This is a genomic window from Vibrio sp. BS-M-Sm-2 (genome assembly GCF_041504345.1).
GTDB lineage: Bacteria > Pseudomonadota > Gammaproteobacteria > Enterobacterales > Vibrionaceae > Vibrio > Vibrio satsumensis.
Window position 1 is genome coordinate 1,023,489 of record NZ_CP167894.1, and the last position, 26,478, is coordinate 1,049,966.

At 44.1% G+C, this 26,478-nt stretch carries 23 protein-coding genes and 1 tRNA gene; 10 read left to right on the forward strand and 14 right to left on the reverse strand.

Features of this window, described 5'->3' with window-relative positions; translation table 11 throughout:
* Positions 1–63 precede the first annotated feature (63 nt).
* Positions 64–1,491, reverse strand: coding sequence for a glutamate--tRNA ligase (gene gltX, locus AB8613_RS04575; protein ID WP_136994714.1), 1,428 nt, complete (start codon positions 1,489–1,491; stop codon positions 64–66).
* 302 nt (positions 1,492–1,793) lie between these two features.
* Here gltX and AB8613_RS04580 point away from each other — a divergent pair, with 302 nt between their 5' ends.
* Both AB8613_RS04580 and AB8613_RS04585 read left to right on the forward strand, forming a co-directional pair.
* Positions 1,794–4,607, forward strand: a complete 2,814-nt coding sequence (locus AB8613_RS04580; protein ID WP_372384564.1) for a copper-translocating P-type ATPase — start codon at positions 1,794–1,796, stop codon at positions 4,605–4,607.
* Positions 4,597–5,037: a DUF411 domain-containing protein gene (locus AB8613_RS04585; RefSeq protein WP_285952991.1), complete on the forward strand. Its 441-nt coding sequence runs from the start codon at positions 4,597–4,599 to the stop codon at positions 5,035–5,037. Before AB8613_RS04580 ends, AB8613_RS04585 begins: the two co-directional genes overlap by 11 nt.
* A gap of 247 nt (positions 5,038–5,284) precedes the next feature.
* Here AB8613_RS04585 and AB8613_RS04590 read toward each other — a convergent pair whose 3' ends face one another.
* Entirely contained in the window at positions 5,285–5,941 is a 657-nt protein-coding gene (locus AB8613_RS04590; protein ID WP_019824160.1) for an oligogalacturonate-specific porin KdgM family protein, read from the reverse strand.
* A gap of 536 nt (positions 5,942–6,477) precedes the next feature.
* Complete coding sequence (locus AB8613_RS04595; RefSeq protein WP_372384565.1) at positions 6,478–9,129, reverse strand: beta-N-acetylhexosaminidase; 2,652 nt, start codon at positions 9,127–9,129, stop codon at positions 6,478–6,480.
* Between the two features lie 404 nt (positions 9,130–9,533).
* Here AB8613_RS04595 and AB8613_RS04600 point away from each other — a divergent pair, with 404 nt between their 5' ends.
* Both AB8613_RS04600 and AB8613_RS04605 read left to right on the forward strand, forming a co-directional pair.
* Positions 9,534–10,421, forward strand: a complete 888-nt coding sequence (locus AB8613_RS04600; RefSeq protein ID WP_372384566.1) for a TraB/GumN family protein — start codon at positions 9,534–9,536, stop codon at positions 10,419–10,421.
* A gap of 121 nt (positions 10,422–10,542) precedes the next feature.
* Positions 10,543–10,965, forward strand: coding sequence for a hypothetical protein (locus tag AB8613_RS04605; protein WP_285952994.1), 423 nt, complete (start codon positions 10,543–10,545; stop codon positions 10,963–10,965).
* Between the two features lie 176 nt (positions 10,966–11,141).
* Here AB8613_RS04605 and AB8613_RS04610 read toward each other — a convergent pair whose 3' ends face one another.
* The 3 genes from AB8613_RS04610 to AB8613_RS04620 all read right to left on the reverse strand — a co-directional run bounded on the left by AB8613_RS04610 (position 11,142) and on the right by AB8613_RS04620 (position 12,860).
* Positions 11,142–11,984 (reverse strand): IS3 family transposase, encoded by an 843-nt coding sequence (locus AB8613_RS04610; RefSeq protein WP_372384798.1) that lies wholly within the window; start codon positions 11,982–11,984, stop codon positions 11,142–11,144.
* Positions 11,981–12,490: a helix-turn-helix domain-containing protein gene (locus tag AB8613_RS04615; protein ID WP_146492455.1), complete on the reverse strand. Its 510-nt coding sequence runs from the start codon at positions 12,488–12,490 to the stop codon at positions 11,981–11,983. Before AB8613_RS04615 ends, AB8613_RS04610 begins: the two co-directional genes overlap by 4 nt.
* A gap of 293 nt (positions 12,491–12,783) precedes the next feature.
* Positions 12,784–12,860 (reverse strand) — tRNA-Pro (locus tag AB8613_RS04620).
* A gap of 255 nt (positions 12,861–13,115) precedes the next feature.
* Between AB8613_RS04620 and AB8613_RS04625 the strand changes: the two genes are divergently transcribed.
* The 3 genes from AB8613_RS04625 (at position 13,116) to rluF (ending at position 15,316) form a co-directional block, all read left to right on the forward strand.
* The gene (locus tag AB8613_RS04625) at positions 13,116–13,256 is read left to right on the forward strand and encodes a DUF3149 domain-containing protein (protein ID WP_017062321.1); all 141 of its coding nucleotides are present in this window, start codon (positions 13,116–13,118) and stop codon (positions 13,254–13,256) included.
* Between the two features lie 168 nt (positions 13,257–13,424).
* Positions 13,425–14,006 (forward strand): DNA endonuclease SmrA, encoded by a 582-nt coding sequence (gene smrA / locus AB8613_RS04630; protein ID WP_372384567.1) that lies wholly within the window; start codon positions 13,425–13,427, stop codon positions 14,004–14,006.
* Positions 14,007–14,182: 176 nt separating this feature from the next.
* Positions 14,183–15,316 (forward strand): 23S rRNA pseudouridine(2604) synthase RluF, encoded by a 1,134-nt coding sequence (rluF, locus tag AB8613_RS04635; protein ID WP_372384568.1) that lies wholly within the window; start codon positions 14,183–14,185, stop codon positions 15,314–15,316.
* A gap of 78 nt (positions 15,317–15,394) precedes the next feature.
* On the opposite strand, the gene ybaK is transcribed toward rluF, so the two are convergent.
* The 8 genes from ybaK to hemA all read right to left on the reverse strand — a co-directional run bounded on the left by ybaK (position 15,395) and on the right by hemA (position 23,729).
* The gene (gene ybaK, locus AB8613_RS04640; RefSeq protein ID WP_146492349.1) at positions 15,395–15,880 is read right to left on the reverse strand and encodes a Cys-tRNA(Pro) deacylase; all 486 of its coding nucleotides are present in this window, start codon (positions 15,878–15,880) and stop codon (positions 15,395–15,397) included.
* A gap of 118 nt (positions 15,881–15,998) precedes the next feature.
* Positions 15,999–17,660 carry a bifunctional UDP-sugar hydrolase/5'-nucleotidase UshA gene (ushA, locus tag AB8613_RS04645; RefSeq protein ID WP_123322811.1) on the reverse strand — a complete coding sequence of 554 codons (1,662 nt, stop codon included), beginning with the start codon at positions 17,658–17,660 and terminating at the stop codon, positions 15,999–16,001.
* Between the two features lie 543 nt (positions 17,661–18,203).
* Positions 18,204–19,058: a 3-deoxy-8-phosphooctulonate synthase gene (gene kdsA / locus AB8613_RS04650; protein WP_017069619.1), complete on the reverse strand. Its 855-nt coding sequence runs from the start codon at positions 19,056–19,058 to the stop codon at positions 18,204–18,206.
* 22 nt (positions 19,059–19,080) lie between these two features.
* Positions 19,081–19,890: a SirB1 family protein gene (locus AB8613_RS04655; RefSeq protein WP_060983586.1), complete on the reverse strand. Its 810-nt coding sequence runs from the start codon at positions 19,888–19,890 to the stop codon at positions 19,081–19,083.
* A 27-nt stretch (positions 19,891–19,917) separates the two neighbouring features.
* The gene (locus AB8613_RS04660) at positions 19,918–20,301 is read right to left on the reverse strand and encodes a SirB2 family protein (protein WP_060467244.1); all 384 of its coding nucleotides are present in this window, start codon (positions 20,299–20,301) and stop codon (positions 19,918–19,920) included.
* A gap of 185 nt (positions 20,302–20,486) precedes the next feature.
* Positions 20,487–21,347, reverse strand: a complete 861-nt coding sequence (gene prmC, locus AB8613_RS04665) for a peptide chain release factor N(5)-glutamine methyltransferase (protein WP_132787417.1) — start codon at positions 21,345–21,347, stop codon at positions 20,487–20,489.
* A gap of 5 nt (positions 21,348–21,352) precedes the next feature.
* On the reverse strand, positions 21,353–22,441 hold the full coding sequence (gene prfA / locus AB8613_RS04670; protein WP_019821589.1) for a peptide chain release factor 1: 1,089 nt from the start codon (positions 22,439–22,441) through the stop codon (positions 21,353–21,355).
* A 28-nt stretch (positions 22,442–22,469) separates the two neighbouring features.
* Positions 22,470–23,729 carry a glutamyl-tRNA reductase gene (gene hemA / locus AB8613_RS04675; protein WP_060983584.1) on the reverse strand — a complete coding sequence of 420 codons (1,260 nt, stop codon included), beginning with the start codon at positions 23,727–23,729 and terminating at the stop codon, positions 22,470–22,472.
* Positions 23,730–23,889: 160 nt separating this feature from the next.
* Between hemA and lolB the strand changes: the two genes are divergently transcribed.
* The 3 genes from lolB to AB8613_RS04690 are packed head-to-tail and all read left to right on the forward strand — an operon-like array spanning position 23,890 to position 26,381.
* Entirely contained in the window at positions 23,890–24,537 is a 648-nt protein-coding gene (gene lolB, locus AB8613_RS04680) for a lipoprotein insertase outer membrane protein LolB (protein ID WP_146492352.1), read from the forward strand.
* On the forward strand, positions 24,534–25,409 hold the full coding sequence (gene ispE / locus AB8613_RS04685) for a 4-(cytidine 5'-diphospho)-2-C-methyl-D-erythritol kinase (RefSeq protein WP_285953000.1): 876 nt from the start codon (positions 24,534–24,536) through the stop codon (positions 25,407–25,409). The genes lolB and ispE overlap by 4 nt, the downstream gene beginning before the upstream one ends.
* A gap of 27 nt (positions 25,410–25,436) precedes the next feature.
* Entirely contained in the window at positions 25,437–26,381 is a 945-nt protein-coding gene (locus AB8613_RS04690; RefSeq protein WP_004739814.1) for a ribose-phosphate pyrophosphokinase, read from the forward strand.
* The last annotated feature ends 97 nt before the right edge of the window (positions 26,382–26,478 follow it).

Consider the following 26,478-nt stretch of genomic DNA (forward strand, 5'->3'; position numbering starts at 1 on the left):
AGACAAATAAAAAGGGTCAGTAACCAAGTTACTGACCCTTTTTTGATTCTAGCAATCGCTCAATTAAGCGTTAGCTTCACGCTCAGCGATGAACTCAAGAGCCATCTTGATACGAGCGATTACGCGATCTTTACCAACAAGCTCCATCACTGCATCAACAGAAGGAGACTGACCACCGCCTGTTACTGCTACGCGAAGTGGCATGCCGATTTTACCCATACCAATCTCTAGTTCTTCACATACTGCTGCAATCACACCATCTTTGATGTTTGCAGTAGTGAAATCTTCAAGTGCTTCAACCTTAGCAAGAGCAAGCTCTAGTGGGCCTTTAGCAACACCACGTAGGTGCTTCTTCGCTGCGCCAGCTTCAAACTCAGAGAAATCTTCATAGAAGTAACGAGATTGCTCAGCAAGTTCGATAAGCGTGTTACAACGCTCGCCAACTAGCTTGATCACTTCAGTGATAGCTGGGCCGTTTGTTGTATCGATCTTCTGTGCGTCTAGGTGCCATTGCAGGTATTTAGCAACGTACTCAGGCTCAGAAGTCTTGATGTAGTGGTTGTTCAACCAAAGTAGCTTATCAGTGTTGAATGCAGAAGCAGACTTGCTGATAGCGTTCAGGCTGAAGAATTCAATCATCTCTTCTTGAGAGAAGATCTCTTGGTCACCGTGAGACCAACCTAAACGAACTAGGTAGTTGTTTAGTGCATTTGGTAGGTAACCTTCGTCGCGGTATTGCATTACAGAAACAGCACCGTGACGCTTAGAAAGTTTTGCACCGTCATCACCAAGAATCATTGCACAGTGAGCGAAAGTTGGAACTGGCGCGCCTAGTGCTTCATAGATGTTGATTTGACGAGGTGTGTTGTTGATGTGATCTTCACCACGAACAACGTGTGTAATCCCCATATCCCAGTCATCCACAACCACTACGAAGTTGTATGTTGGTGCACCGTCTGTACGACGAATGATTAGGTCATCAAGTTGGCTGTTCGCGATTTCAATGCGACCACGGATTTGGTCATCAAATACTACGCTGCCTTCTTTTGGGTTACGGAAACGGATAACACATGCATCACCTTCTTTTGCTGCTTCGTTTGCTGCAACAATTTTAGGGTGGTTCGCATCGTAACGAGCCATTTCTTTGTTTTCTTCTTGCTCTGCACGAATTTCATCAAGCAGTTCTTTAGACGCGTAGCATTTGAATGCTTTGTCTTCAGCAAGTAGCTTATCAACCATTTCGTTGTAACGGTCAAAACGCTTAGATTGGTAGTAAGGACCTTCGTCCCATTCCATACCCATCCATTGCATGCCTTCTAGAATTGCATCAACCGCTTCTTGAGAGTTACGCTCAAGGTCCGTGTCTTCGATACGTAGAACGAATTCACCACCTTGATTCTTAGCGAATAGCCAAGAGTAAAGTGCAGTACGTGCACCACCAACGTGAAGATAGCCAGTTGGGCTAGGAGCAAAACGAGTTTTAACCGTCATTTAAATACCTTGATTATGTAGGTGATTCTTTTAGTGATCGCTATTACAAAGCCTGCAGCAGACAAATATCACTAAATTTTGGGCGCTATTTTATCACCACCGCTTAAATCTACAATCAGTAGTGAATGATTAATGTGCTGATCTTGTGCGAAAGCGATTGTAGAAAGGCTAAATCCAGCTTCGAAGTCGAAAATCTACAGCCTGTAACCAATAAATAAAAACCACGCTTTACTTTAGTTCCCCGCGTATCCACAAACGTAACTCACTCATTCATATTCTACTAAGATCAAATTCTTGAATTTATGTTTGACCTTACCCTTACGGGAAGGTTTATGTTAGGCGTAGATGAGAATTGGAGTATCGATATGAATCACTACGCAACCGCGCTCAACGGCCTAAATTGCATGGGTTGTGCAAAGAAAGTCCGCACACTGTTTGGCGATCTCAACAACACGACGATCAATGACATATCGCCAACCTACATCGATATTTCGACTCCTTCTAGTTACATTCAGCTCAACGAACAGTTAGCAACGCTTGGCTATTCTATGGGTAATCAGCTGCACCTTTCGCTATCCGGCCTCAGCTGCGGAAAGTGTGTGAGCAAACTGACTCAAGCGCTTGAACAAACCGAGCAAACCTCAAACCTAGAAGTCAGCAAACAGGAGCTATCACTGGTTACTCTGCTTTCTGAATCCGAGGTTATTGAGCTGGTCGAAAGCCTGGGTTATCACGCAGCTCCCTACTCTGAAACGAATGACCTTTCATCGAGTTCAGATTTAGAAGAAGATAAAAAACTGGCGCCTACAGAAGCAACTTTAACTGAACCCGTTGCCAGCCAATATACCTATCACCTTGTTCTTGAGGGAATGACGTGTGCGAGTTGCGTTTCTTCGGTCGAAAAAGCATTGAAAAAGAATGAGTTCGTCGACCAAGCACAGATTAACCTTGCAGAGCAGACTGCCTTGGTTTTCACCTCTCAAACAAGAGACATCATTGAAAACGCTCTAATCAAATCGGTGAAAGCAGCAGGTTATGGCGCCGAGTTTGTCGACGATGCAGCGACTCAACAGCAAAAACAGCAAGAACAGCAACTTCGCACTCAAAAGGCCTTCCTGAAAAACTCAGTGAGCGCACTACTGCTTGGGGCTCCGCTGATGGTATGGGGCATATTCGGTGGCAGCATGACCATTGCTACACTTAGTGACCAACTGGCTTGGGGCTTCATTGGTGTGATCTGCCTAGTGCTACTAGCCACCTCTGGGCGGAGCTTCTTCACTAACGCGTGGCAATCACTGATGCACAAACGCGCTACCATGGACACACTCGTCGCTCTAGGTACAGGCGCAGCATGGTTCTATTCAATGTTGGTTGTGCTGATTCCATCATGGTTCCCAGAAGCCTCTCGCCATGTTTACTTTGAGGCGAGTGCGATGATCGTTGGCCTTATTTCTTTGGGTCACTACATTGAAGCCAAAGCCAAAGCTCGCACCACGAAATCGCTACAGGCACTGATTAACTTACAACCTCAAAAAGCGGTGGTCATCGTCGATGGCAAAGAACAAACCATTGCTGTAGAAGCTATCCAAGTCGGCATGCAAGTACGCGTCAAACCGGGAGAAAAAGTGCCAGTTGATGGTGTTGTGGTATCTGGTGAGTCTTACATCGATGAATCGATGCTGACCGGTGAACCACTTCCCAACGTTAAATCGGTGAGTGATGGCGTTTCTGCGGGCACCATTAATGGCGATGGTAGCTTAATTATTGAAGCGACTGGGATTGGCTCAAGCACCATGTTAGCTCGAATCATTCAGATGGTTCGCCAGGCACAAAGCAGCAAACCTGCGATAGCGAAACTTGCCGACTCTATTTCTGCCGTGTTCGTGCCCGTTGTGGTCGCAATCGCAGCTGTTGCCGCCCTAGTTTGGTTTTTTGTTGGCCCACAACCAAGTGCCAGTTACATGCTTGTTGTATCGACCACTGTGCTGATCATCGCTTGTCCGTGTGCCTTAGGCCTAGCGACTCCACTCTCTATTACTGTCGGCGTAGGTAAAGCCGCTGAGTTTGGCGTTCTGATCAAAGACGCCGATGTGTTGCAATCAGCCAGCAAAATCGATGCAGTCGTGTTTGATAAAACGGGCACCCTAACCCAAGGGAAACCAAGCGTGCAACAAGCGTTTCATCACAACCTATCAGAACAAGAATTACTGGCTTACGCTTATTCAGTAGAAGTAGGATCTGAGCACCCACTCGCCAAAGCCGTTTGCCAATATGCAGAGAGCTTGGAAGTGTCAGCTCTCCCACACAGCGAATTTGAAAACCAACGAGGGCTTGGGGTTCAAGCAACAATTAACGGCAAGAACGTGCAAGTCGGCTCGCTTAAGTTCCTCACCCAATTAGGCATCAATACAGAGATTGGCGAAGATTTCATCGAGCTTTGCCGCTCGCAAGCCTGGACGCCTATTTTCATCGTGATTGACCAAAAACTAGAAGGCATATTGGGCATTTCAGACGCGTTAAAAATAGATAGCAAACAGGCGATAGCTCAACTAAAATCCGCCGGAATTCACACTGTGCTACTCACTGGTGACAACGACTCTGTGGCTCAAGCAATAGGTAAAAGAGTCGGTATCGACGAGGTTATCTCGGAAGTGCTTCCAGAGCAGAAAGCTCAGCATATTGTTCAGCTTCAACAGCAATATAAGAGTGTTGCCATGGTTGGAGATGGCATTAACGATGCTCCAGCACTCGCTCAAGCCGATATCGGTATCGCGATGGGCAGTGGCAGTGATGTCGCCATCGAGAGTGCGCAAATGACCCTCCTCAACTCGTCACCACTATCCGTGAGTAATGCAATAGAGCTGTCTCAAGCAACAGTGAAAAATATGAAGCAGAACCTATTTGGCGCCTTCATCTATAACTCGCTTGGCATTCCTATCGCCGCGGGTGTGCTCTACCCATTTTTCGGATTTCTGCTTAGCCCTGTCGTTGCAGGCGCTGCGATGGCTATGTCATCAATCACAGTAGTAAGCAATGCCAACAGGCTGAGATTATTCAAACCCACTCATTCTAATATCAACAAAAACCATATTCATGAGGTTAACCATGATTCGTAAAATTATGACTCTTACTGCACTCGCTGCAATTTCAGGACAAGCTCTCGCGACTGATGTTCTAAACCATAAGTCTCCATACTGTGGCTGCTGCACAGAATGGACAGAACATATGCGAGATGCTGGGTTCGATGTTACAGAGAAGCTCCACGATGATATGAATCCAATAAAGCAGAAGTTAGGGGTAACGCAAAAACTAGCCTCTTGCCACACTGCAGAGATCGATGGTTACGTATTTGAAGGACACATTCCGGCTGATGATGTTAAAGCCTTTTTAGAAAACCCGCCACGCAATGCAATTGGCTTAGCAGTTCCAGGTATGCCAATGGGCTCACCGGGCATGGAGTATGGCGATAAGAAAGACGAGTATTCTGTGTATGCGTTTAATGAGAAAGGTCAGGTGTTTGAATACCGTCATTACGATGGTAATTAGAGCGTAAAGAAACCGGCACAAAGCAATATTTAAGAAGTTATAAAAATAGAGCCTAGCATTAAGTAAACCCAAGACTGTGGTTTACTTGCTAGGCTCTTTGCTTTTGGACAGTAAAGCAAATCTTGTCGCGGCACCAACCGGGCTGTTGGTACCGCTATGTTTTCGTCGCTAGTTAACAAAAAAGCCAATTAGCAAAGAAGCTCACTTAGCCAATAATCTAATCGACTAAACAGCCAAGTGAATCAGCTTAGAAACCGTAAGAAGCACCGAATACGAATGCGTTGTTAGCGTTGTCAGCTTGGTTACGGTACTCAAAGTAAGGTTGAACGCCTTGACGAGTCCATGTCGCACGAAGCTCGTGGTCCATTGTGTTATCAGCATCGCTGATTACGTATACGTTGTTGTAGCTTAGAGCTAGCTCAGCGTTTACTGCGTAACCGATACGGTTGTCAAAACGAGTTTGATCGTCAGCTTTGCTATCTTCCATAGCGTGGTAACGAGTACGGTTGCTAATAGAGATACCGTTATCGAAGTTGTAACCGATCTTAACCAATGGACGGTACTGAACCGTTTCACCGTTGTTTAGTAGGTGGTGGTAACCCGCAGCAACCCATAGGTTGTCATTGATGTTGTACATCTGCTCAACACCTAGAGTGATGTATGGAGAGTTACCTAGACCGCTGTCTTGGATTGCGTCATTGTCGTACTTACCAAGAGAGATACCATCGAACTCTGTTAGTAGTGTTGTGCCTGAATCAAACGTGTGGCCCGCTTCTAGAGTTGACGTCGCGTTTGGTTGGAAATCAGAGTGAAATTGAACGTTACCTGTAACGTAAGAAGAACCAGCAAAAGCACTAGAAGCGAAAGCAAGAGAAAGAGCACTTAGAGCGATAATTTTTTTCATAGTAAACTGCCTTAGTTTGATTTTTTCAGCGGCATATCTTCGGTACATCATTCACCTTCACCGCTTGAGTAGTTGGTCGCCTCCCTGGCATGAAATCTATGTTGCTCGAATTAATTTGCGTTTCAAAATAAAAGAACAGACAGAGTGATCTCTCTCACCATCAAAAAAGAACAAGTTATTTAACTCATTAAAATCAAGCATTTAAAAATATAAAAATTGATAAAAAACTCAAGATGGAAAAACGTACAGATCGGGATCACATTATTTTACGGTGCGAAATTAGATTCAGTAGGTTGAATCACATTTGATTTAGAGTTTTTTATGAAGGACTTATTTTTTGAAGAGAATAATGAGAAGTGCGTCACTTTTACGATGAACCTCACCTTATGTGCATTGTTGACGTTATAGACCAAGACGGTTTCTATATGTTCCCGTTTTGGATGAGAGCCTAATTCGCAGCAAACAAAAAGAGCTCCCGTTTTATCTTGGATAAGATAAAATTCGGGAGCTCTTCTACTAATAACAGTGCTTATCGATTATTTAACTGACGTTACTCGACTTACTTTCTCACCACTTTCTGAAATAGAACGGATGTAAGTTTCACCAGAAACCGATGGACGTTGTTGCTCATCATACGTTAGCCAGTTTTCGCCATCAGCAGAGTATTGCAGCTCGACGCCTGGGAATTGAACGTTCATCGCCAGCTTGCCATCAACCACTTTTGCACCTGGAACTGGTAGTCGATAATCAATGCCTGCTTTCTCAAGCTTAGCCAGTTCACGTTGACCAACAATATTCGCGAAGCGATTAAAGTCGCTGTTTAGAGCTTGCTTATTCACTAGGTTAGTTTCTTGAGAGTATTCAACGCCCACTTTGTAGTCGTTTTCCCAATCTGCTCGATGCCATGCACGCTCAGCTGCTGCAAGAACGCGTGGGAACACCATGTATTCATATTGCTCGTCAGTACGTACTGTTTCAGACCAAAGTTGCGCTGATAAACCGTAAAAAGGTTTTGCTTCAATCTCGCCTTTACCAGAGAAACCATTGCCGTCACGGTCTAATGATGTTTCTGCGTTTTGTGGCATGTTCTCTGGAGCAAAGCCAAACATCTTACGAGTATCGGTTGCACGCGTTGCCCAGTAGTAACCGCGTTCTGCTGCATCAACTTCGTATGGCATATCCATGTATACGTAGTCTGGGTTAGAAACAATTACGTCATAACCTTTCGCTGACCAGTCGTAAACTGATGAAGTACCGCCCCAGTAAAGAACGTCCCAGAAGTTCACGCGAGTGCTTTCTGTTGCAAATGCTTTCTCACCTTCGCTGTATTTCAGGCCATCTTGCCACGCTTGGAAATGAGGAATGCCTTTGTCAGCAACAATCTTAGATACCTGCTCGGCAAAGTGACTTGGCAAATGAGCGTAGTCGCTTACAGTTCCATCAGCGATCAAAGACTGACACTGTGGAGACTGTTGGAATGGCTTATCTTGCTTAGACAAGTCGATGTTGCCTTTCCAAGCCACTTTATCTTCTGCATTAATATCTTGTAAGCCAGCGCCTAACTTGATGTTTTTCGCTTCATCGCCGCCAAAGTGCCAAGTCGTTAGTGGAACGCCTGCTTCTTTGTGCATTGCCGCCACTTCAGAGATAACTTTATCTACAAAGTGAGTAGAAGATTCCATACATGGATTAATGAAGCTTTGCTTATCGTAGAACTGAACCGTCGTTACGTTCGATGTATCTTGTGGATCCATCAAGCGGTATTCATTCGCTTCTGCTTCTTTACCTTCCGCCATTAGACGAGTGTAACGTGCTTCCATTGAGACCACAGCAGAACGAGCGTGTGCTGGCATATCAATTTCTGGAATTACTTCGATGCTGCGCGCTTTTGCGTAGCTTAAGATCTCGATGTAATCCGCTTTACTAAAGAAACCAGAGCCAAAGTTGTCTGTTGTTGGACCTGAACCTAGCTGAGGCAATAAACAGCTTTGCTCATCCAAATCAAAACAACGATTAGACCCTACATCCGTTAGCTCTGGTAAACCTGGGATTTCTAAACGCCAGCCTTCATCATCTGTTAAGTGAAGGTGAAGTTTATTCATCTTGTATGCAGCCATTTGATCTAGCGTTGCTAGGATGGCATCTTTTGAGTGGAAGTTTCGAGCAACATCCACCATCACACCGCGGTAATCAAAGCGCGGTGCATCTTTGATCGACAGTTGTGGTAATGATTCAGCGTTCTGACTGTCTATTAGGCCAAAAATAGACTGAACTGCGTAGAAAGCACCTGTTTTATCAAACGCTTTAATCGCGATCCCCTCTTCCGAGATACTTAGTTCATAAGCACCAGATTTCGCTAAATCACCCGTAAACTGAGTAGGAACAACAGCGACGCTAACAGGTAGGTCGCCACTCACATCTACGTTTACCACATCTGCACGTTCTTCAATTGCTGCGAATTGCTCAGCATCAAATGCGTCTTTAGGTAGGGCAATACCACCAGCAATACTCACTGAACCTTCACCCGCCTCTACCGACATTGGCGTTGGCAATAGCGTGGTTGATACATCTTGCGTTGCTAGATCTGCATTCTTTTCAAAACGCGTCACCGCTGTCGCCATTACGTTATTATCATCAGGCGTACGCTTAAGGTTATTACCCTCAAGGCCGGTTACGAACGATGCAACATCTTCAGTATTCAATGAAGCAATCATCTTAGGTTCTGCGTTTGGCGCAGTTACGAATGCACCCGGCATAAAGTCAGTTTCAAACAGTTGCCAGTACTCACTCGTTAACGGAAGAATCACTTCTTCACCAGCGGCAAAACCATCGAACTTATCTGTAGGTTCTAGTTTGTGTAGGTCACCCGTTACACGAGTGATTTTAAATTGTTCGTTATCAACATCTAAAATAAGGCGAATACTATGGAAGTAGATAGTCCAATCTTTCGAATCAATCGCTTCACCGTCATTGGTCAGGGTCATGTTCACTTTATTACATGACGCCCACTCAGCACCTAAGTCCTGACAAGCCATGCCTTCGTTTGCACCGTGGTTAGTCAAGATTTCATATTGCACATCAAGGTTATCAGCCAGTGCATTAACCACCTTTTGTTCTGGTGCTTGTGTAATAGCACAACCCGTCAAACCAGCCAGTACCGCTACAGATAGTAAGTTTCTCTTCAACATCGTATTCACCCATAAATTAAAAAATTGAGTCAGAAGCAAAGTGGAGCGCTTCGAAAGTTAGATAAACTATATGGGCTTATTTTTTACCGTGAATTAAATCAAGTTAATAAAGTGATCAGCTTCAAATCTCAAAATTTGCGATAAAATTAATTACATAAAAATCATAAAGTTAGAATCGACGGCACTTCCGTCAGTTTTATTTTGACGTAAAAATTGAGAAATGAATCACAATCTTTTTAACGGATTTCATAAAATCGTGTTGTTGATAGAGAGAAAGGTTTAAGAGTTTGTTCGTGTTGTTATACTTTTCGTACAAACAACGTGACATCGTTCTCAAAAAAACCGTTAAAAAACGCCGTCAAAATCAATTTTAACGAGTTCATCTCTTTTAATAGGAGCTTTCCTTGCGCACATTTTGGTACGTAACTTTATTCGTTCTCGCATTTTCAGCCAAACAAGCTTCGGCCGAACCTCTTTATTGGCAAGCCAAAAAGGATGAACTGACACTCACCATCTTGGGTTCCGTCCACGTAGGAGACGAGAGCATGTACCCACTTCCAGTACAGATCACTGACACGCTAAAAGAGAGCGACGGATTAATTGTCGAGACAGACATCAGGAAGTCAGAAGGCATTGTGTATCCCACGACCACAGTGACCACGAGTGATGTATTAAACAAAGAACAAAAACAGTTATTAGCCAGTATTTCAAAGTCTTTGGGTATGCCGACTCAACAACTACTGAGCTCTCCACCTTGGGCGACATCTCTCTCAATACAGATGCAGCAATTAAAGAACCTTGGCTATGGCTCAGCGGGCGGTGTAGACGCAACACTCGCCTATAAAGCGACGATACAAGACGTTCCGGTGATCAGTTTAGAGCCTCTACAATTTCAGATAGATCTCATTGCAGGACAAAAAGATTCCGGTAAAGAATGGTTAGTCAGTAGCCTTGAAGAATTTGACCAAACTGATGGGGTGGTTCACTGCTTAATTGAAAGTTGGAAAGCCGGTGATGTAGCGAAGCTTGAGGAGTTTGCGAAGCTGTCTGAAATGCCATCTGAACTAGAGAAAGCATTTTTAACCGATCGCAACGTCGATTGGGCAAACAAGCTCTCCGCCAATGATTGGAAACTCGATTCAAAGGGACACTACGTGCTGGTCGTCGGTACTTTACACCTGATTGGCGAAGGTAACCTTTTGCAGTTATTAGAAGAGAAAGGTTTAAATGTCACTCAACAATCACAAAGCCAACAGGCTCAGTGTCAATTTGAGCTTAGTGACGGCAGCTAGCTCAATTCGAAGCCATGACCTTCTCCTAATATAACCATTACCTAATAACAGAATCATTACATTTAATCGCCCCATAGCGGTGCTATTATCTTTCGCTCTTTTTACATACGGTGTTGTTCTCATGAAACCAGTACTTTTTGCTTTCCCTTTAGCCCTAGCGATTCTGATGCCCACGGTAGCGTCTGCCAAAGAAACTTGTACGATCGAACAATTCCAGCCGATAGACATTCAGCCAGACACCAAAGGCGGTGTGTTAGATAAAGAAAGCGGACAGTTCTTGATTACTGAAAAGCCACCAATGCGATGCGCGAATATTACGTTCACGACATCAACGACACGCAACCGTATCGCAAGCCAAATGAATGGTAATTTTGAAGCAAGCTTCTACGATGGTCAGACGGGTAATTCTCACTCGGTGACTTTTAACGAAGATGAAGTACAGGCGGGTTACATTCGAATTGGTCCAAATCACCCTGTTGACGCTTATGTTTGTTTTGTTACCTCAGAGACGCCAATCAAGAACATTACCTGTGATGTTAAGTAAATAGATTTGGGACTACTGGATCAATCCTTGTCTCTATGCAGGACGCTTAGAACAACAAGAGATTCCCGACTCGCTCCTTCGTCGCTCTAGGGAATTACACATATACCAAAATACAAAAAGCCGTAGACCCTTCTATTACAGAGAATGAAGTGACCCCGTAAAGTTGGACATTTCTGTTAAGCGGCTTTCAAGGCCTGAGTTCGATATTCTATCGGAGTCAGGCCTTTTAGTTTCACTTTTATACGTTTGGTATTGTAGTACTCGATGTATTCTTTAATTTGCTCTATCAGAGCATCTGCATCTTCAAAGCTTTGGTTGTGATACATCTCTGTTTTGAGTAAAGCAAAAAAGTTTTCAGCAACCGCATTATCCAAGCAGTTACCTTTTCTCGACATGCTTTGTGTTAACCCACTCTCCGCTACCTTTTTTTGATACTGTCGATGGCGATATTGCCAACCTTGATCGCTATGTATAATTGGCTTTGAGTTGAGTTTAAGCTTTGATATGGCTTCCGTCAGCATATCCGTGACTAGCGGCAAGCAGGCACTTTTGGCCACTCTATAAGCAACCACTTCCTGAGTAAACAAGTCGACAACGGGAGACAAGTATACTTTCTGCTCTTTGACTTTGAACTCCGTGACATCAGTTACCCACTTTTCGTCGGGTTGAGTCGCACTAAAATCTCTTTCAAGCACGTTGGGAGCAGCTGTTCCAGACTCTCCTCGGTATGAACGATACTTTTTAATCCTGACCGTCGATTTAAGGTTGAGCTGAGCCATAAGCCTTTGAACCGTTTTGTGGTTAAGCACGAACCCCTGATTTTTTAATTCCAAGTGAATACGGCGGTAGCCGTATCGGCCCTTATGCTCATGATAAATTGACTTTATCAACCGCAGCTCACGTTCGTAGCTATTTGGGCGCTTGCTCGTTTGAGCCTGATAATAAAAGACACTTTTTGCCAGCTGTAGAGTGTGCAGTAGGTGCTTCAACGGGTACTTGCCTTTAAGAGTTAGAGCTATGACCGCTTTTTCTTTGTTCGACGGTTTTTTTCCTGCTCCAACTCTTCCAACTTTTTTAGAACGGCATTCTCGGTTCGTAAGTAAACCAACTCCTCTTTTAGCTCCTCAAGCGTCATTTCATTATCAGGCTTAGTGGTACGTTGAGGTTGCTGTTTCATTGAGGGTCTTCCTTTCTGGCGCATTTTGAGCCCTTTGATACCGAGCTCATTAAATCGTTTGAGCCAGACTGAGAGTATCCCAGGGGATGAGAGGTTTAATACTGCGCTAGTGTGCGTGAGAGACCATTCATTCGTCCACATTAAATTCAATGCTTTTCGTTTTGTCTGAGCAGTAGCCGCATGGTTAGTTGGTAAAAATGAATCAGTACCATGGATGGCAAAGACTTGAGCCCAATACCGTATCTGTCTTGAAGAAATTGAATATTGTTTTGCTAAGTAGAGAGATGACGTGCCATCTAAGTATTGCTTAGCAATGATACATTTTAGCTCTCGGCTATATTTGGACATAAAAAGACCCCCAATAATTGGTGTCCAACTATTGGGGGTCAGTTCAGAATGCTACGGCTTTCTTCAATGTGGCTGTGAAGAGCTTATTTTGAACATCAGGCGAACCCCACCTAGGTTCAAATCCCATTTCTCATGCCCTGAAACGACGAAAGCCTGCTCAATGAGCAGGCTTTCTTAATGTGGTCGGTGAAGAGGAATTCGATTGGACTGGCATTCCAGCCCCCATCCCCATGTTCTAAACCAGATTAAAATGCAAAAAAGCCGTAGCATTTCTGCTACGGCTTTCTTTAATGTGGTCGGTGAAGAGGGATTCGAACCCCCGACCCTCTGGTCCCAAACCAGATGCGCTACCAAGCTGCGCTATTCACCGAGATATCTAACTGGCTGATTGCCTGTCGATGGAGCGTATAATACGGATTCTGAATTTATCCGCAAGCGCTTTTTCTCATATTTATTGTGAATTCGAATCGTTCGAACAAAAGACATACAACAACTCGCTCAATGTGACGAAAAACACACAGTTGCCAACAAGTATTTAACTTATGCAACAGGATTGATCCAGATCAGTAAATTGATAATGCTACTTAATACACTAAGCCATGTCATATAACTTTGAGGTATACACATGGACTTTTGGCTAGATCTCCTATTTGGTAATGCGGTGGGACTATCTTCAATGATAGTAATCTTCGGGGCTCTGGGTCTCATGATGTTTTATGGAGGCTTCTTCATCTACAAAGTTATGACTGAAAAATCTCCTCACTAGAATCGCTCAGCCTAAATCATTTACCTCAAGCATCATTACTTACGGGTAAATATTAAAACGCTTTGCACCGGAGCTGATTTCTCTTGTCACCTCCGGTTTTTTCATTTTTAAACCCCGTCCCAACTTAGGTATACTTACCCAATCCTTCCCCAACTTGAGATACACACTATGTCTCATGATGACGACTTAGATCTATTCCAAGAAATGATGGGCGACGTTAAACGTATCGACCATGACACCGCCGAACACCAGAAAGTACACCGAGTCACAGAATCTCACCTTGCCAAGCGTGAAGCCGCTATGTGGCTATCTGATAACGAGAAAGACTACTTATCATTAGACTACTCACCAATGATAAGGCCAGACGATGTTATTGCTTATAAAAAAGACGGTGTACAAGAAGGCGTATACAAAAAGCTGCGCCTAGGCAAATACCCGATTCAAGCCAAGCTAGACCTTCATAGGAAAACACTGAAAGACGCACGTAACGAAGTGCTTTCATTTTTGCGTCAGTGTTTAAGAATGGATGTTCGTACCGTCATCATTGTTCATGGTAAGGGCGAACGTTCGAATCCACCAGCAATGATGAAAAGCTACGTTGCAAATTGGCTAACGCAAATCAACGATGTTCAATGTGTTCATTCTGCTCAGCAATTTCATGGTGGTACTGGCGCAGTCTATGTCATGCTCAGAAAGAGTAATGAGAAAAAACTAGAGAACAGAGAGCGCCATCAAAAGCGTACCAGTTGATAGGTTGAGATAGATAAATAGGCGAATAACGATTTTGCATCAACACCGATATTTCGTGCCTAGACTCACACCAAGTGCTAAAATTGCCTCAGTTAACGAATTCCAACTCAAAGCAACTACCCAAAAGTTGCTTTTTGTTTATCTATATTTCCGTTGTGAAACGCTAAGAGAATATCATGTCACAAGAATCCCAAGCTAAACGCCTTAATAAATATATCAGTGAAACTGGTTTTTGCTCACGTCGCGAAGCCGATAAACTCATTGATGCAGGCCGAGTTACTATTAACGGTAAGATCCCTGAAATGGGTACTAAAGTCTTGCCAGGTGATGATGTTGAGATCGACAATAAGCCTGTTCGCTCAAAAGAGAAGCCTATTTACATTGCTCTTAATAAACCAACAGGTATCACCTGTACGACTGAGCGTGATATTCCTGGCAACATCGTCGACTTTATCGGCCACCACAAGCGAATTTTCCCAATTGGTCGTCTAGATAAGCCTTCTGATGGACTTATCTTCCTGACCAATGATGGCGACATCGTAAACAAGATTCTTCGTGCGGGTAACAACCACGAGAAAGAGTACGTGGTTCGTGTCGACAAGCCGATTACGACTGAGTTCTTGAAGCAAATGGGCGCTGGCGTTCATATTCTCGATACTGTGACCTTGCCATGTAAGGTCGAGAAAGAAACCAAGTTCTCGTTCCGAATCACATTAACGCAAGGCCTTAACCGCCAAATTCGCCGTATGTGTGAAGCATTGGGTTACGAAGTATTTAAACTGCGCCGTGTTCGTATTATGAACATCTCACTAGACGGTATTCCTAACGGAAAATGGCGCTACCTGAGCGACGAAGAGATCACTGAAATATTAGCGATGTGTGAAGGCTCAGTAAGTACTGAAGATGCGTCAAAAATGAACGCGAAAGGTCAACGTATTCGTAAAGCGACTGACGCGAAACTTTTTGACAGCCGTGAAGAGAACCAAACTTCAAAAGCGCGCCGTAATCAAAACGAGAACCGTACTCGCACTTACCGTGGTAATAACGCGGATGAATTCCGCCATGCGCCAAACTCGAAGCGTGGTCGTAATTCGTCGAATAGTGAAAGCGGCGGCAACACCGAGAACTGGAAATCGAACTCTCGTTCAGAGCGTTCTAATTCAGATAGAAACCGTTCGGATCGCAATCGTACAGATCGCGACAATAACGATCGCAGAAGCGGTAAGCCAGCAAACCGTAGTCAAGATTCAAACAGACCAAATAAACCAGTTCAGAAACGTGTTAGTGGCACTTTAGGTCTGAAAAAGTAGAATGACTCCTTATACAGAAACGCCCACTAATGAGTGGGCGTTTTTGTTTATTGTTCGGTACGTCATGGCTTTTAACGACTAACCATCAACTTGCAAGCACAAATCAGTAAACTGAGCTCGAGTCAGTTGAGCTAAGTCTTTAGGGGCAAGTTCAATTTCTAAACCTCGCTTTCCCGCACTCACACATATTGTTTCAAATTCTGTCGCACTAGAATGAACAAAAGTCGGCAGCGCTTTTTTCTGACCAAGCGGGCTGATGCCACCAACAACATAACCCGTGGTTTTCTGAGCAATATCTGGATCAGCCATCTCTGCTTTTTTTCCTTCCGCCGCTTTTGCTGCCAGCTTTAGATTGAGCTTCTGGTCGACAGGAATAACGGCAACCGCCAAATCTTTCGCCACACCATTCAAGCAGAACAACAGCGTTTTGAATACACGTTTGGGATCTTGACCAAGCGCTTCAACGGCTTCTAATCCATAATTCGTATTATTCGCATCATGATGATACTGATGCACACTATGAGCGATTTTCTTTTTCTTGGCGAGATTGATTGCAGGGGTCATAACAAATCCAAACGGTAGATAAACAAAAAACGACGCCGAGGCGTCGCTTTAGTTAAATTTATCATGGTGCTAGAGTCAATCTAATTTAGCACCTATTGATACAATTGCTTGGATTCAATTACTTGTAAACCATTTGGCCAGAAGGCGCGTACTTATTCACGTCAACTGGGCTATTCGCTTCTAGGTACTCTTTCAGTACTTCAGCATCAACAAAACCAGTATTCACGTAACCTGGGTGGTCAGACAGTTTAGGGTAACCGTCACCACCAGCAGCGTTAAAGCTTGGTACTGTGAAGCGGTATGTTTCGTCTAAACGCAGCTGTTTGCCACCGATGAATACATTCGATACTTCACCGTTTGCTACTGTCATAGAGATACCAGCAAACTGAGCATAAGCACCAGAATCGATTGGTTTCGTCGCCACGACATTTAGGTAATCTAAAACCTCTTTACCCGTCATATCAGTGTAAGTCAGGATGTTTGCAAAAGGTTGTACTGTTAGTACATCTTTGTAAGTCACTTCACCCGCTTCAATTGAGTCACGAACACCACCAGAGTTCATTACAGCGAAATCTGCTTTTGCGCGCTCCATGTGAGAGGTTGCAATCAAACGACCTAGGTTAGTTTGTTGGAAGCGAACGACGTTACGGTCACCTTCAAGCTTGCCATTTGTATCAGCGATTTTAACTTCTAACTGAGCTTGACCTTGCTCTTGGAATGGACGTAGGAATTCAAGTAGCTCTGGATCTTGTGCGATTTCGTCTTGAATAAGAACACGTTGCTTCTTGCCGTCAATCTTAACTTTCTTCTTAAGGTTAACAGGAACTAGATCGTAGCTAACCATCTCTAGTTCGCCATTACGGAATTCGTAATCAGCACGGCCTACATACTTGCCCCACTCGTGAGCTTGAACGATATAAGTACCATTTTGAACGTCTGGTTTACATTCATCACCCGGTTTGAAGTTTTTCTTAGCAACGTTAGGGCCTTCCATACATACAGGCTCTTGAGAGTGGCCACCAACGATCATATCTAGATCGCCTTCATTTAGGTAACGGGCTAGTGCTACATCACCTGGTGCGTTGACACCGCGCTGGCCATTCTCGTAGTGACCCATGTGAGTCACTGCGAAGATGAGATCTGGCTTCTCAGTTTCTTTAAGTTCAGCGATCAGTTTTTTCGCTTCTTCTTTAGGGTCACGGAAGTCGATGCCAGCGATAAACTCTGGGTTACCAATTTTTGCTGTATCTTCAGTGGTTAGACCGATAACTGCAATCTTGATACCTTGCTTTTCAAACATCTCGTAAGCTTGGAACTTACGTTCGCCCGTAGCTTTATCGTAGATGTTTGCTGACAGCATTGGGAAGTTAGCCCAATCGATCTGCTTTTGTAGTACGTCTAGTGAGTTATCAAACTCATGGTTACCCAGTGCCATTGCATCGTAACCAATCTTGTTCATACCTTTGAAATCAGGTTCTGCATCCTGAAGATCTGACTCTGGCACACCCGTGTTGATGTCACCACCAGATAGAAGCAACACGCTACCGCCTTCAGCTTCAACTTCTGCACGAAGTTGGTCAACAAGCGTTTTACGTGCAGCCATGCCGTATTCGCCGTATTTGTTCTGCCAGAAACGACCATGGTTATCGTTCGTGTGAAGAATCGTTAGCTTATAAGTTTCGTCTTGGTTCCAATCATGAGCTGATTGAGACGCACACCCAGCTAGAGTAGCTAGAATTGCAGCACTTAGTGCTGTCTTTAGAATAAGGCGTTGCTTCATTGTCATACCTTTGAACTTTTTAGGGGAATCCACTGCTTTTTTAATCTATTGCGACCCCTTTCCTGGAGTTCGAACAATAAGACTTCAACATGACTAATCTTAAATTAACATTTTAGATGTAACACGACGATTTCATATTTATGTCGAATTGGTCACGCATAGATCAACAGTTAAGTGTAACAAAATTATGAGATTACACTCAAACTTCCCCTGCATCACAGGCAATCGTTTACTTACAAAGTGTGATACACATCAGCAATTTACCAAAAACAGGACAGACCTCACACACTCATGCCTATTTCTTAGGTCATCAAAGGCTTTGTTAACAATGATTTAATCATCTCCTCTGATTAGCGCTCTACCAAACAGATTAACGATCAGTTAAACAACTTAGCAATTACCAAACAGAGACGTACCCAGCGATACAAGCTGATGCCCAGATAAACAAAAACGCCCAACTCTTAGAGTTAGGCGTTTATTTGATACCGTTAAATAACCACTTTAACTAATTCACATTAGCGAGTTACTTAACATCAGCTTCAGCTATTTAATATCGATGTGCTCAAAGCCTTTGATAAGATCATCCAGTGCTTTCATCTGCTTCAAGAACGGCTCTAGTTTGTCTAGAGGTAGCGCAGAAGGGCCATCACAACGAGCTTGGTCTGGGTTCGGGTGCGCTTCAATAAATAGACCAGCAATACCTGTTGCAAGACCAGCTTTTGCTAGTTCAACCGTTTGCTCACGACGACCGCCAGATGCAGCACCTGATGGGTCACGCATTTGTAGAGAGTGCGTCACGTCGAAGATGATAGGGCTACCGTTTGAAGACTTCTTCATTACGCCAAAGCCAAGCATATCAACGACAAGGTTGTCGTAACCCATACAAGCGCCACGCTCACAAAGGATGATGTTGTCGTTACCACACTCAGCGAACTTATCAACGATGTTGCCAACTTGGTTCGGGCTCATGAACTGAGGCTTCTTCACGTTGATTACTGCGCCAGTCTTAGCCATTGCTTCAACAAGATCAGTTTGACGAGCTAGGAATGCAGGTAGTTGGATTACATCAACCACATCCGCAACAGGTTGAGCTTGAGCTTCTGTGTGAATATCAGTAATGATCTTCACGCCGAAAGTGTCTTTCAGCTCTTGGAAGATTTTAAGACCTTCTTCCATGCCAGGACCACGGTATGAATGAACTGAGCTGCGGTTCGCCTTATCAAAAGACGCCTTAAATACGTAAGGAATACCCAGCTTCTCTGTTACTTTCACATAGTGCTCACAGATCTGCATAGCGAGATCGCGAGATTCAAGAACGTTCATGCCTGCAAATAGCGTAAATGGCTTGTCGTTAGCAATTGGCATATCGCCAATGTGAACTGTTTTCTGTTCCATCATATTCTCTCTAAATAATTATTAATTAGTGAACAACCACGGTCTTTTCGTTCATGACATTCACTTGAGATTTCAGTAACTCAGATGCCGGGTCATCTGGGCATTGGTCGATAAAGTATTGATAATCCGTTGCAGCAACTTGATGACAGTCTAGCTGCTGATAGATAAAACCGCGGTCACGGATTTCATATGGGTCATCCGGTACAAAGGTTAAAGCAAGATCAGTACACTTCAATGCAAGCGTATAGCGCTCTTCTCTCAGCAGTGCACTCTTGAGCAGTGCTAACCACTTACCAATAATCGTTGGGTGGTCTGCAACTTCTAAGTGTTCAGGTTTCACCTTAGCTAATGGACCGTCATGTCCAATTAACCATGCTCGCAAGGTTTGTTCACCAACGTACTCACCGTTATAAGGGTTAATATAGGCCGCAGCTTGCCCGTACCAGCTTACTTTAAGTAAGAATTGAGTAGGGAAAGATACACCCTCTACAGGAAAGCCTAGCTTGCGACCTAGAAAAAGAAAGACCGCTCCCAGACTCACAGGAATGCCTTTCTTTCTCTCAAGCACTTTATCGATGAACGCGTTTTCCGAAGAGAAATACGCATCTTTATCACCAGCAAAACCCCATTCATAAAAGAATAGTCGAATAAAAGATTCAAACTTCTGCTGTTCATCGGTTTCATTAACCAAAGCAAACTCGGCGTCTTTTAACAATCTAGCCAGCTCTTGCTCTGCCCAGCTGTCTTGAGTTTCTGGGTTAATCGCTTTATTTAAGATCAATGCACCTTCAGCTAACTCTAGCTGGTCAAAGTCTTCATCAAAAAATTCGTACATAGGTAGTTAACCGAAATAAGGAGATAATTAACCGAAAAATGTTGGTGTCTTCGTCATTGCGATTTTACCAGCCATTGCTAGCCAACCTAGCGCACCAAAGAAAGAGAACACTCTTAATAGGTTGTTTTTACCTAACTTAAGCGCAAAGAAACCTAATGCGATGTAGGCCATTACGCAGGTTAGTTTTTCAGTTAACCATGGTGCGGCTGGTGTAAATGGAATAAAGCCAGTGATAAAAATCAAACCAATACCCGATAGCAACAGCAACGAGTCATTGATATGAGGGAAACGCTGCAAGAAAGGATGTTTAAGCTTCGGCGAATTGGCCATCATAAGAGCGAATCGAATCGAAAGAAGTAGCGCGCTTATCGCAATCGTTAATAGGTGAAAATGTTTTAGACCTTCGTACATGGTATTCCTTTATATTTTTATATGTGCTTTCGTTAACACGAGCCTCACAATACCCGTTAATGCCCTATATTTCTTCGTTAAATGCATTACCGAGTTAAATGTATTGTCGAGCTAAAGGTATCAATTTGGCAAGTTCATCGTCTATTACTCATAAGCGAATATCCGTAATCGAATACAGCTACGAACTATGAACAATAACGACCCAATGTCACTCGGTCATTACCACCGTAATCTTTCTCTGTTACAACATCGAGATAACCGAGCGTCTGCATAATCTCACGAACTGCCGAGCCTTGGTCATAGCCGTGTTCAAATGCTAACCAACCTTCATTTTCCAAAAAGCCGCGTGCGTTTTCAGAAATGTATCGGATATCAGCAAGCCCTTTCTCTTCAGCAACTAGTGCTGTGATCGGCTCAAAACGCACATCGCCTTGAGACAAATGAGGATCATTCTTCTCAATGTATGGCGGGTTAGAGACAATCAGAGAGAACTTCACAGTTTCCTCAGAGCTCAAAGGCTCAAACCAACTGCCGTGCAAAAAAGTAGCGTTGGTGATGTTTAAACGTTGTGCATTCTCTGTCGCAAGCTGCTGTGCTTCAGGGCGAAGATCAATCCCCGTTACCTGTCGATTCGGCATCTCAGACGCCAATGCTAACGCGATAGCACCTGTACCTGTACCTAAATCTAGAATCGCACCTTGCTTGCCGTAAGTTTTATCCAAAGCTACCTCAACCAAACGCTCAGTATCTGGGCGTGGGATTAAGGTAGAAGGGGAAACTTTTAACGGCAGTGACCAAAACTCACGCTCACCGATAATGTAAGCCACAGGCTCACCAGTTAAGCGACGTGTTAGAAGGGCATTGAATTCAGACTCTTGCTCTGAGGTGAGGTGTTTCTCAGGCCAAGTAAGCAGGTAAGATCTTGGTTTATCTAAGGCGTGACAAAGCAGTACCGCGGCATCAATTGAGGGTGATGTGTTATCACCCTCTTGAAGCTTTACGATTGCTGCTTTTAAAGCACTTTCAACCGTATATGCTGACTGCATACAGGTTAGTTGTTCTCTGCAAGTGCAGCAAGCTGATCGGCTTGGTGCTCTTGAAGTACAGGATCAAGCAAGCTTTGCATGTCACCTTCAAGTACTTCGTTAAGACGGTAGATAGTAAGGTTGATACGGTGATCCGAAACACGACCTTGTGGGTAGTTGTACGTACGAATACGGTCACTACGGTCACCAGAACCTAGTAGGTTACGACGTGTATCAGAAACAGCTGCCGCGCGGCGCTCTTCTTCTGCTTGAACAATACGAGCAGCAAGAACAGCCATCGCTTTCGCTTTGTTTTTATGCTGAGAGCGCTCGTCCTGACACTCTACTACTGTACCCGTTGGTAAGTGAGTAATACGGATTGCTGAATCCGTGGTATTAACGTGCTGACCACCCGCGCCTGATGCACGGAAAGTATCAATTTTAAGATCGCCCGCTTTAATTTCTGGAAGATCAGCTTCTGGGATTTCAGGCATAACGGCAACCGTACATGCTGACGTATGAACACGGCCTTGAGACTCAGTTTCAGGTACACGTTGTACACGGTGACCGCCCGACTCAAATTTCATTGTGCCGTAAACAGCATCGCCACTAACCTTAGCGATCATCTCTTTGTAGCCACCTTGTTCAGAAGCATTACTGCTCATGATTTCAACGCGCCAGCCTTTCTTCTCAGCAAACTTAGAGTACATACGGAACAGGTTGCCCGCGAAGATACCCGCTTCATCACCACCCGCGCCAGCACGGATTTCAAGGAAACAGTTACGCTCATCGTTTGGATCTTTTGGAATCAGAAGAATCTGTAGCTCATCAGTCAAACGTTCAATCGCCGCTTTTGCGTCTTTGATTTCGTCTTGAGCCATTTCACGCATTTCAGCGTCATCTTCATTTGCCATCTCTTCAGCAGCTTCTAGATCTTCTTGAGCTTGCTGGTATGACTGGAAGCAAGCTGTCACTTCTTCTAGTTGAGAGTACTCTTTAGAAAGTGCACGGAATTTGTCTTGATTCCCGATTACATCTGGATCACCAAGTAGATGTTGAACTTCTTCATAGCGTTCAACAAGTGTTTCAAGCTTTACTAGAATCGAGGCTTTCATAATGTCTTATTCTGTTGGAGGTCTAATATTATTGAGGGTTTTCTAAGCCCAAACTCTGTCTAATGACCATTAATTTTGCAGGTTCTCCTTGCTCTGCTGCACTTTGAAGTGCACGCGTTGGAGCATGGATCAATTTGTTTGTGAGCTTATTACTTAGCTCAAGTAAGAGTTTCTCAGGGTCACCACCAGCGGCAAGTGATTGTAAACTCTTACTTAATAATTCTTCTCGGATTTCATTGGCCGATTTGCGATAGTCACGAATACTGTCTACCGCTTGCAGTGAACGCATCCAACTCATGAATGCCGCACTTTCTTCGCTAACTATTGCTTCCGCTTGAATCGCTTCCACTTTGCGTTGTTCAATGTTGCCATCAACAATCGACTGCAGATCATCCACTGAATAAAGGTAGGCGTCGTTTAACTCACCGACCTGAGATTCCACATCACGCGGAACCGCAATATCAACCAACAACATAGGTTGATGTTTTCTTGTTTTCAGTGCGGTCTCCACCATACCCTTACCAATAATAGGTAACGGACTGGCGGTTGAACTGATCACGATATCCGCTCGATGCAGATGATCAGGGATCTCATTGAGGCTGATCACTTCAGCACCAAACTCTTCAGCCAACCCTAAAGCACGCTCACGAGTTCGGTTAGCCACTATCATCTTGGTGCAGCCATTCGCTGAAAGATGCTTAGCCACCAACTCAATCGTTTCACCCGCACCCACCAATAACACAGTTGAATCGGCAATTGATTCAAAAATATGTTTGGCTAACGTACAAGCTGCGTAAGCAACCGAAACCGCGCTTCCGCCGATCTCCGTTTCAGTTCGAACACGCTTCGCGACAGAGAATGATTTCTGAAACAGCTTTTCCATTGAAGCATCAACAGATTTGTTCTCTCGCGAGTCTGTATAAGCTTGCTTCACCTGACCTAAGATCTGTGGCTCGCCCAATACTAAAGAGTCCAAACCACAAGCTACACGCATTAAATGCTTAATCGCAGCCTGCTCTTCATGGATATAAAGACTTGGTTTTAGCTCTTCAGGACTAACTTGATGGAAAACTGACAGCCAATCGATCAACTTGTTTTTTGCCACGCCTTTGACGTCACAATACACTTCAGTTCGATTACAGGTAGAAAGTATGACACTTCCATTTACGTGTGCATTTGCGTTAAGTTGCTTGAGTGCCTCAGATAATTTATCTGGACCAAAAGCGACTTTTTCTCGCAATTCAACCGACGCTGTATTGTGATTGATACCTACGGCAAGCAAAGACATGTATCAGAAGTTCTCGATCAGGGAATGGAAACAAGGGGCGAATTTTACTTGATGCATGGCTCTATTTAAAGAGCAAGCGGGATTTGTTTTCCTGACTTCGTGAATTCAATGCTATAGTTGAGACGTTTTTTAGATAAATTTGAACAAGTTGTGAGCAAATATGAGCAAGCTTCGTAAAATCACGTCTCTTATTTTTATGACCATAATTATGGTGGGTTGCTCGTCTATCCCAGAACAACCGACCAGTGTAGAGTGGCAAAGTCACCAAAACCGCCTTCTACAGATAGAAAACTACCAAGCCTCAGGCAAGCTCGCTTACATTTCTCCAGAGCAACGCCAAAGCCTTAATTTCATTTGGAAGCACTCCCCAAATCAAAGCCAATTAAGACTGACCACTTTCCTTGGTCAAACCGCCTTGAACCTCACGATTGACAGCTCGGGTGCCAAGGTAGTCACTTATGATGATCAGGTATTCACTCACGCAAGTGCATCTGTATTGGTAGAGCAACTAACTGGGTTGCAGATCCCTATTGATCATCTGCCACAATGGTTTCTTGGTATTCCCGACCAAGCAGACAGCTACCAATTGAACACCACCAACACGCTTGAATCTCTGTCTAAACAAGTCAGCAGTCAATTATGGACACTGAATTTTGCTAACTACCGAAATACAGAAATGCCGAGTAAACAGCTATCGGGTGAAGATAACGCGAGCGTAGAGACAATTCCCCTCCCTACTCGATTGTCATTCAAGCAAGACGAGAACAAAATCAACATTGTAGTTTCGAAGTGGACACTGAAAAAATGATAACAACGCCAACGCACTGGCCTTCGCCAGCTAAGCTGAATTTATTTCTCTATATTACTGGCCGACGCGACAATGGCTATCACGAACTTCAGACCCTATTTCAGTTTGTCGACTTTGGCGATGAACTTACGGTTACCGCAAACCGAGAAACAAGCTCGATAACAATCACACCTGAAATTCCAGGCGTTGCGACAGAAGATAACCTGATTTGGAAAGCCGCTACTGCTCTTCAACAATATACGTCGACGACTTTCGGTGCGGATATTCAATTAAAGAAAGTTCTTCCTATGGGAGGCGGTATTGGCGGAGGCTCTTCAAATGCAGCAACTGTATTAGTCGCGCTGAATTATTTATGGCAACTCGATCTTTCAGATGATCAGCTCGCCGAAATCGGTTTAAAGCTTGGAGCAGATGTCCCGGTATTTGTTCGTGGTCATGCTGCCTTTGCTGAAGGCGTTGGCGAACAGCTACAACCCGCTAATCCGAATGAAAAATGGTATCTTGTGGTTAAGCCTCAAGTGAGCATAGCAACGGTAGACATATTCACACACTCAAAATTAACTCGAAACACGCCAAAGCGAGCGTTATCAACGCTTCTAGAGCAAGAATACGTAAACGATTGCGAAAAAATTGTGCGAATGCTGTACCCAGAGGTTGATAAGCAACTTTCATGGCTGCTACAATACGCGCCGTCGAGATTGACTGGCACAGGTTCGTGCGTTTTTGCTGAATTTAACAGCAAAAAAGAAGCCGAATTGGTGCGAGAACAACTGCCTGACACAGTTTCCGCTTTCGTAGCGAAAGGAAGAAACATTTCTCCTTTAAAAGAAACTCTGGCTGAATACCAATCAGCCCACCCACAATCTATTTAAAACTGGACGCAACCCGAGGTTTCCACCGTGCCTGATATGAAGCTATTTGCTGGTAACGCAACACCTGAACTAGCCCAACGTATTGCTGATCGTCTATACATCTCTCTTGGCGATGCTACTGTAGACCGTTTTTCTGATGGCGAAGTCGCTGTTCAAATCAATGAAAACGTTCGTGGTAGCGATGTATTCCTGATTCAATCAACTTGTGCACCAACCAATGACAACCTAATGGAATTGGTGGTAATGATTGACGCAATGCGCCGTGCTTCTGCTGGCCGTATTACTGCTGTAATCCCTTACTTCGGTTATGCCCGTCAAGATCGTCGTGTACGTTCTGCTCGTGTGCCAATTACTGCAAAAGTTGTTGCAGATTTCCTTTCTAACGTTGGCGTTGACCGCGTTCTTACTATCGACCTACACGCAGAGCAAATCCAAGGCTTCTTCGATGTACCTGTTGATAACATCTTCGGCACTCCAGTTCTTCTAGAAGACATGGCTAACCGTGGTCTAGAAAACCCAGTTGTGGTTTCTCCAGACCTTGGTGGTGTTGTACGTGCTCGCGCAACGGCTAAAGCGCTAGGTGATGTTGACATCGCTATCGTTGATAAACGTCGTCCACGTGCTAACGTTTCTGAAGTAATGAACCTAATCGGTGATGTTGAAGGCCGTGACTGTGTTATCGTTGATGACATGATCGATACTGGTGGCACACTATGTAAAGCAGCTGAAGCGCTTAAAGAGCGCGGTGCTAAGCGTGTATTCGCTTACGCAACTCACGCTGTTTTCTCTGGTACTGCTGCGAACAACATCAAGAACTCTGTTCTAGACCAAGTTATCGTAACGGATTCTATCTCTCTATCTCCAGAGATGGCTGCGACTGGTAAAGTGACAACACTTAGCCTTTCTCGCATGCTTGCTGAAGCGATTCGTCGTATCAGCAATGAAGAATCAATCTCAGCGATGTTCAACTAATCCAAGCCTTATAGCTTTTTACAAAAGCTTGGTTTTAGAAATACGCAAGAGAAAGACATTAAGCACTTCAGTCAATGAAGTGCTTTTTTTATGTCTG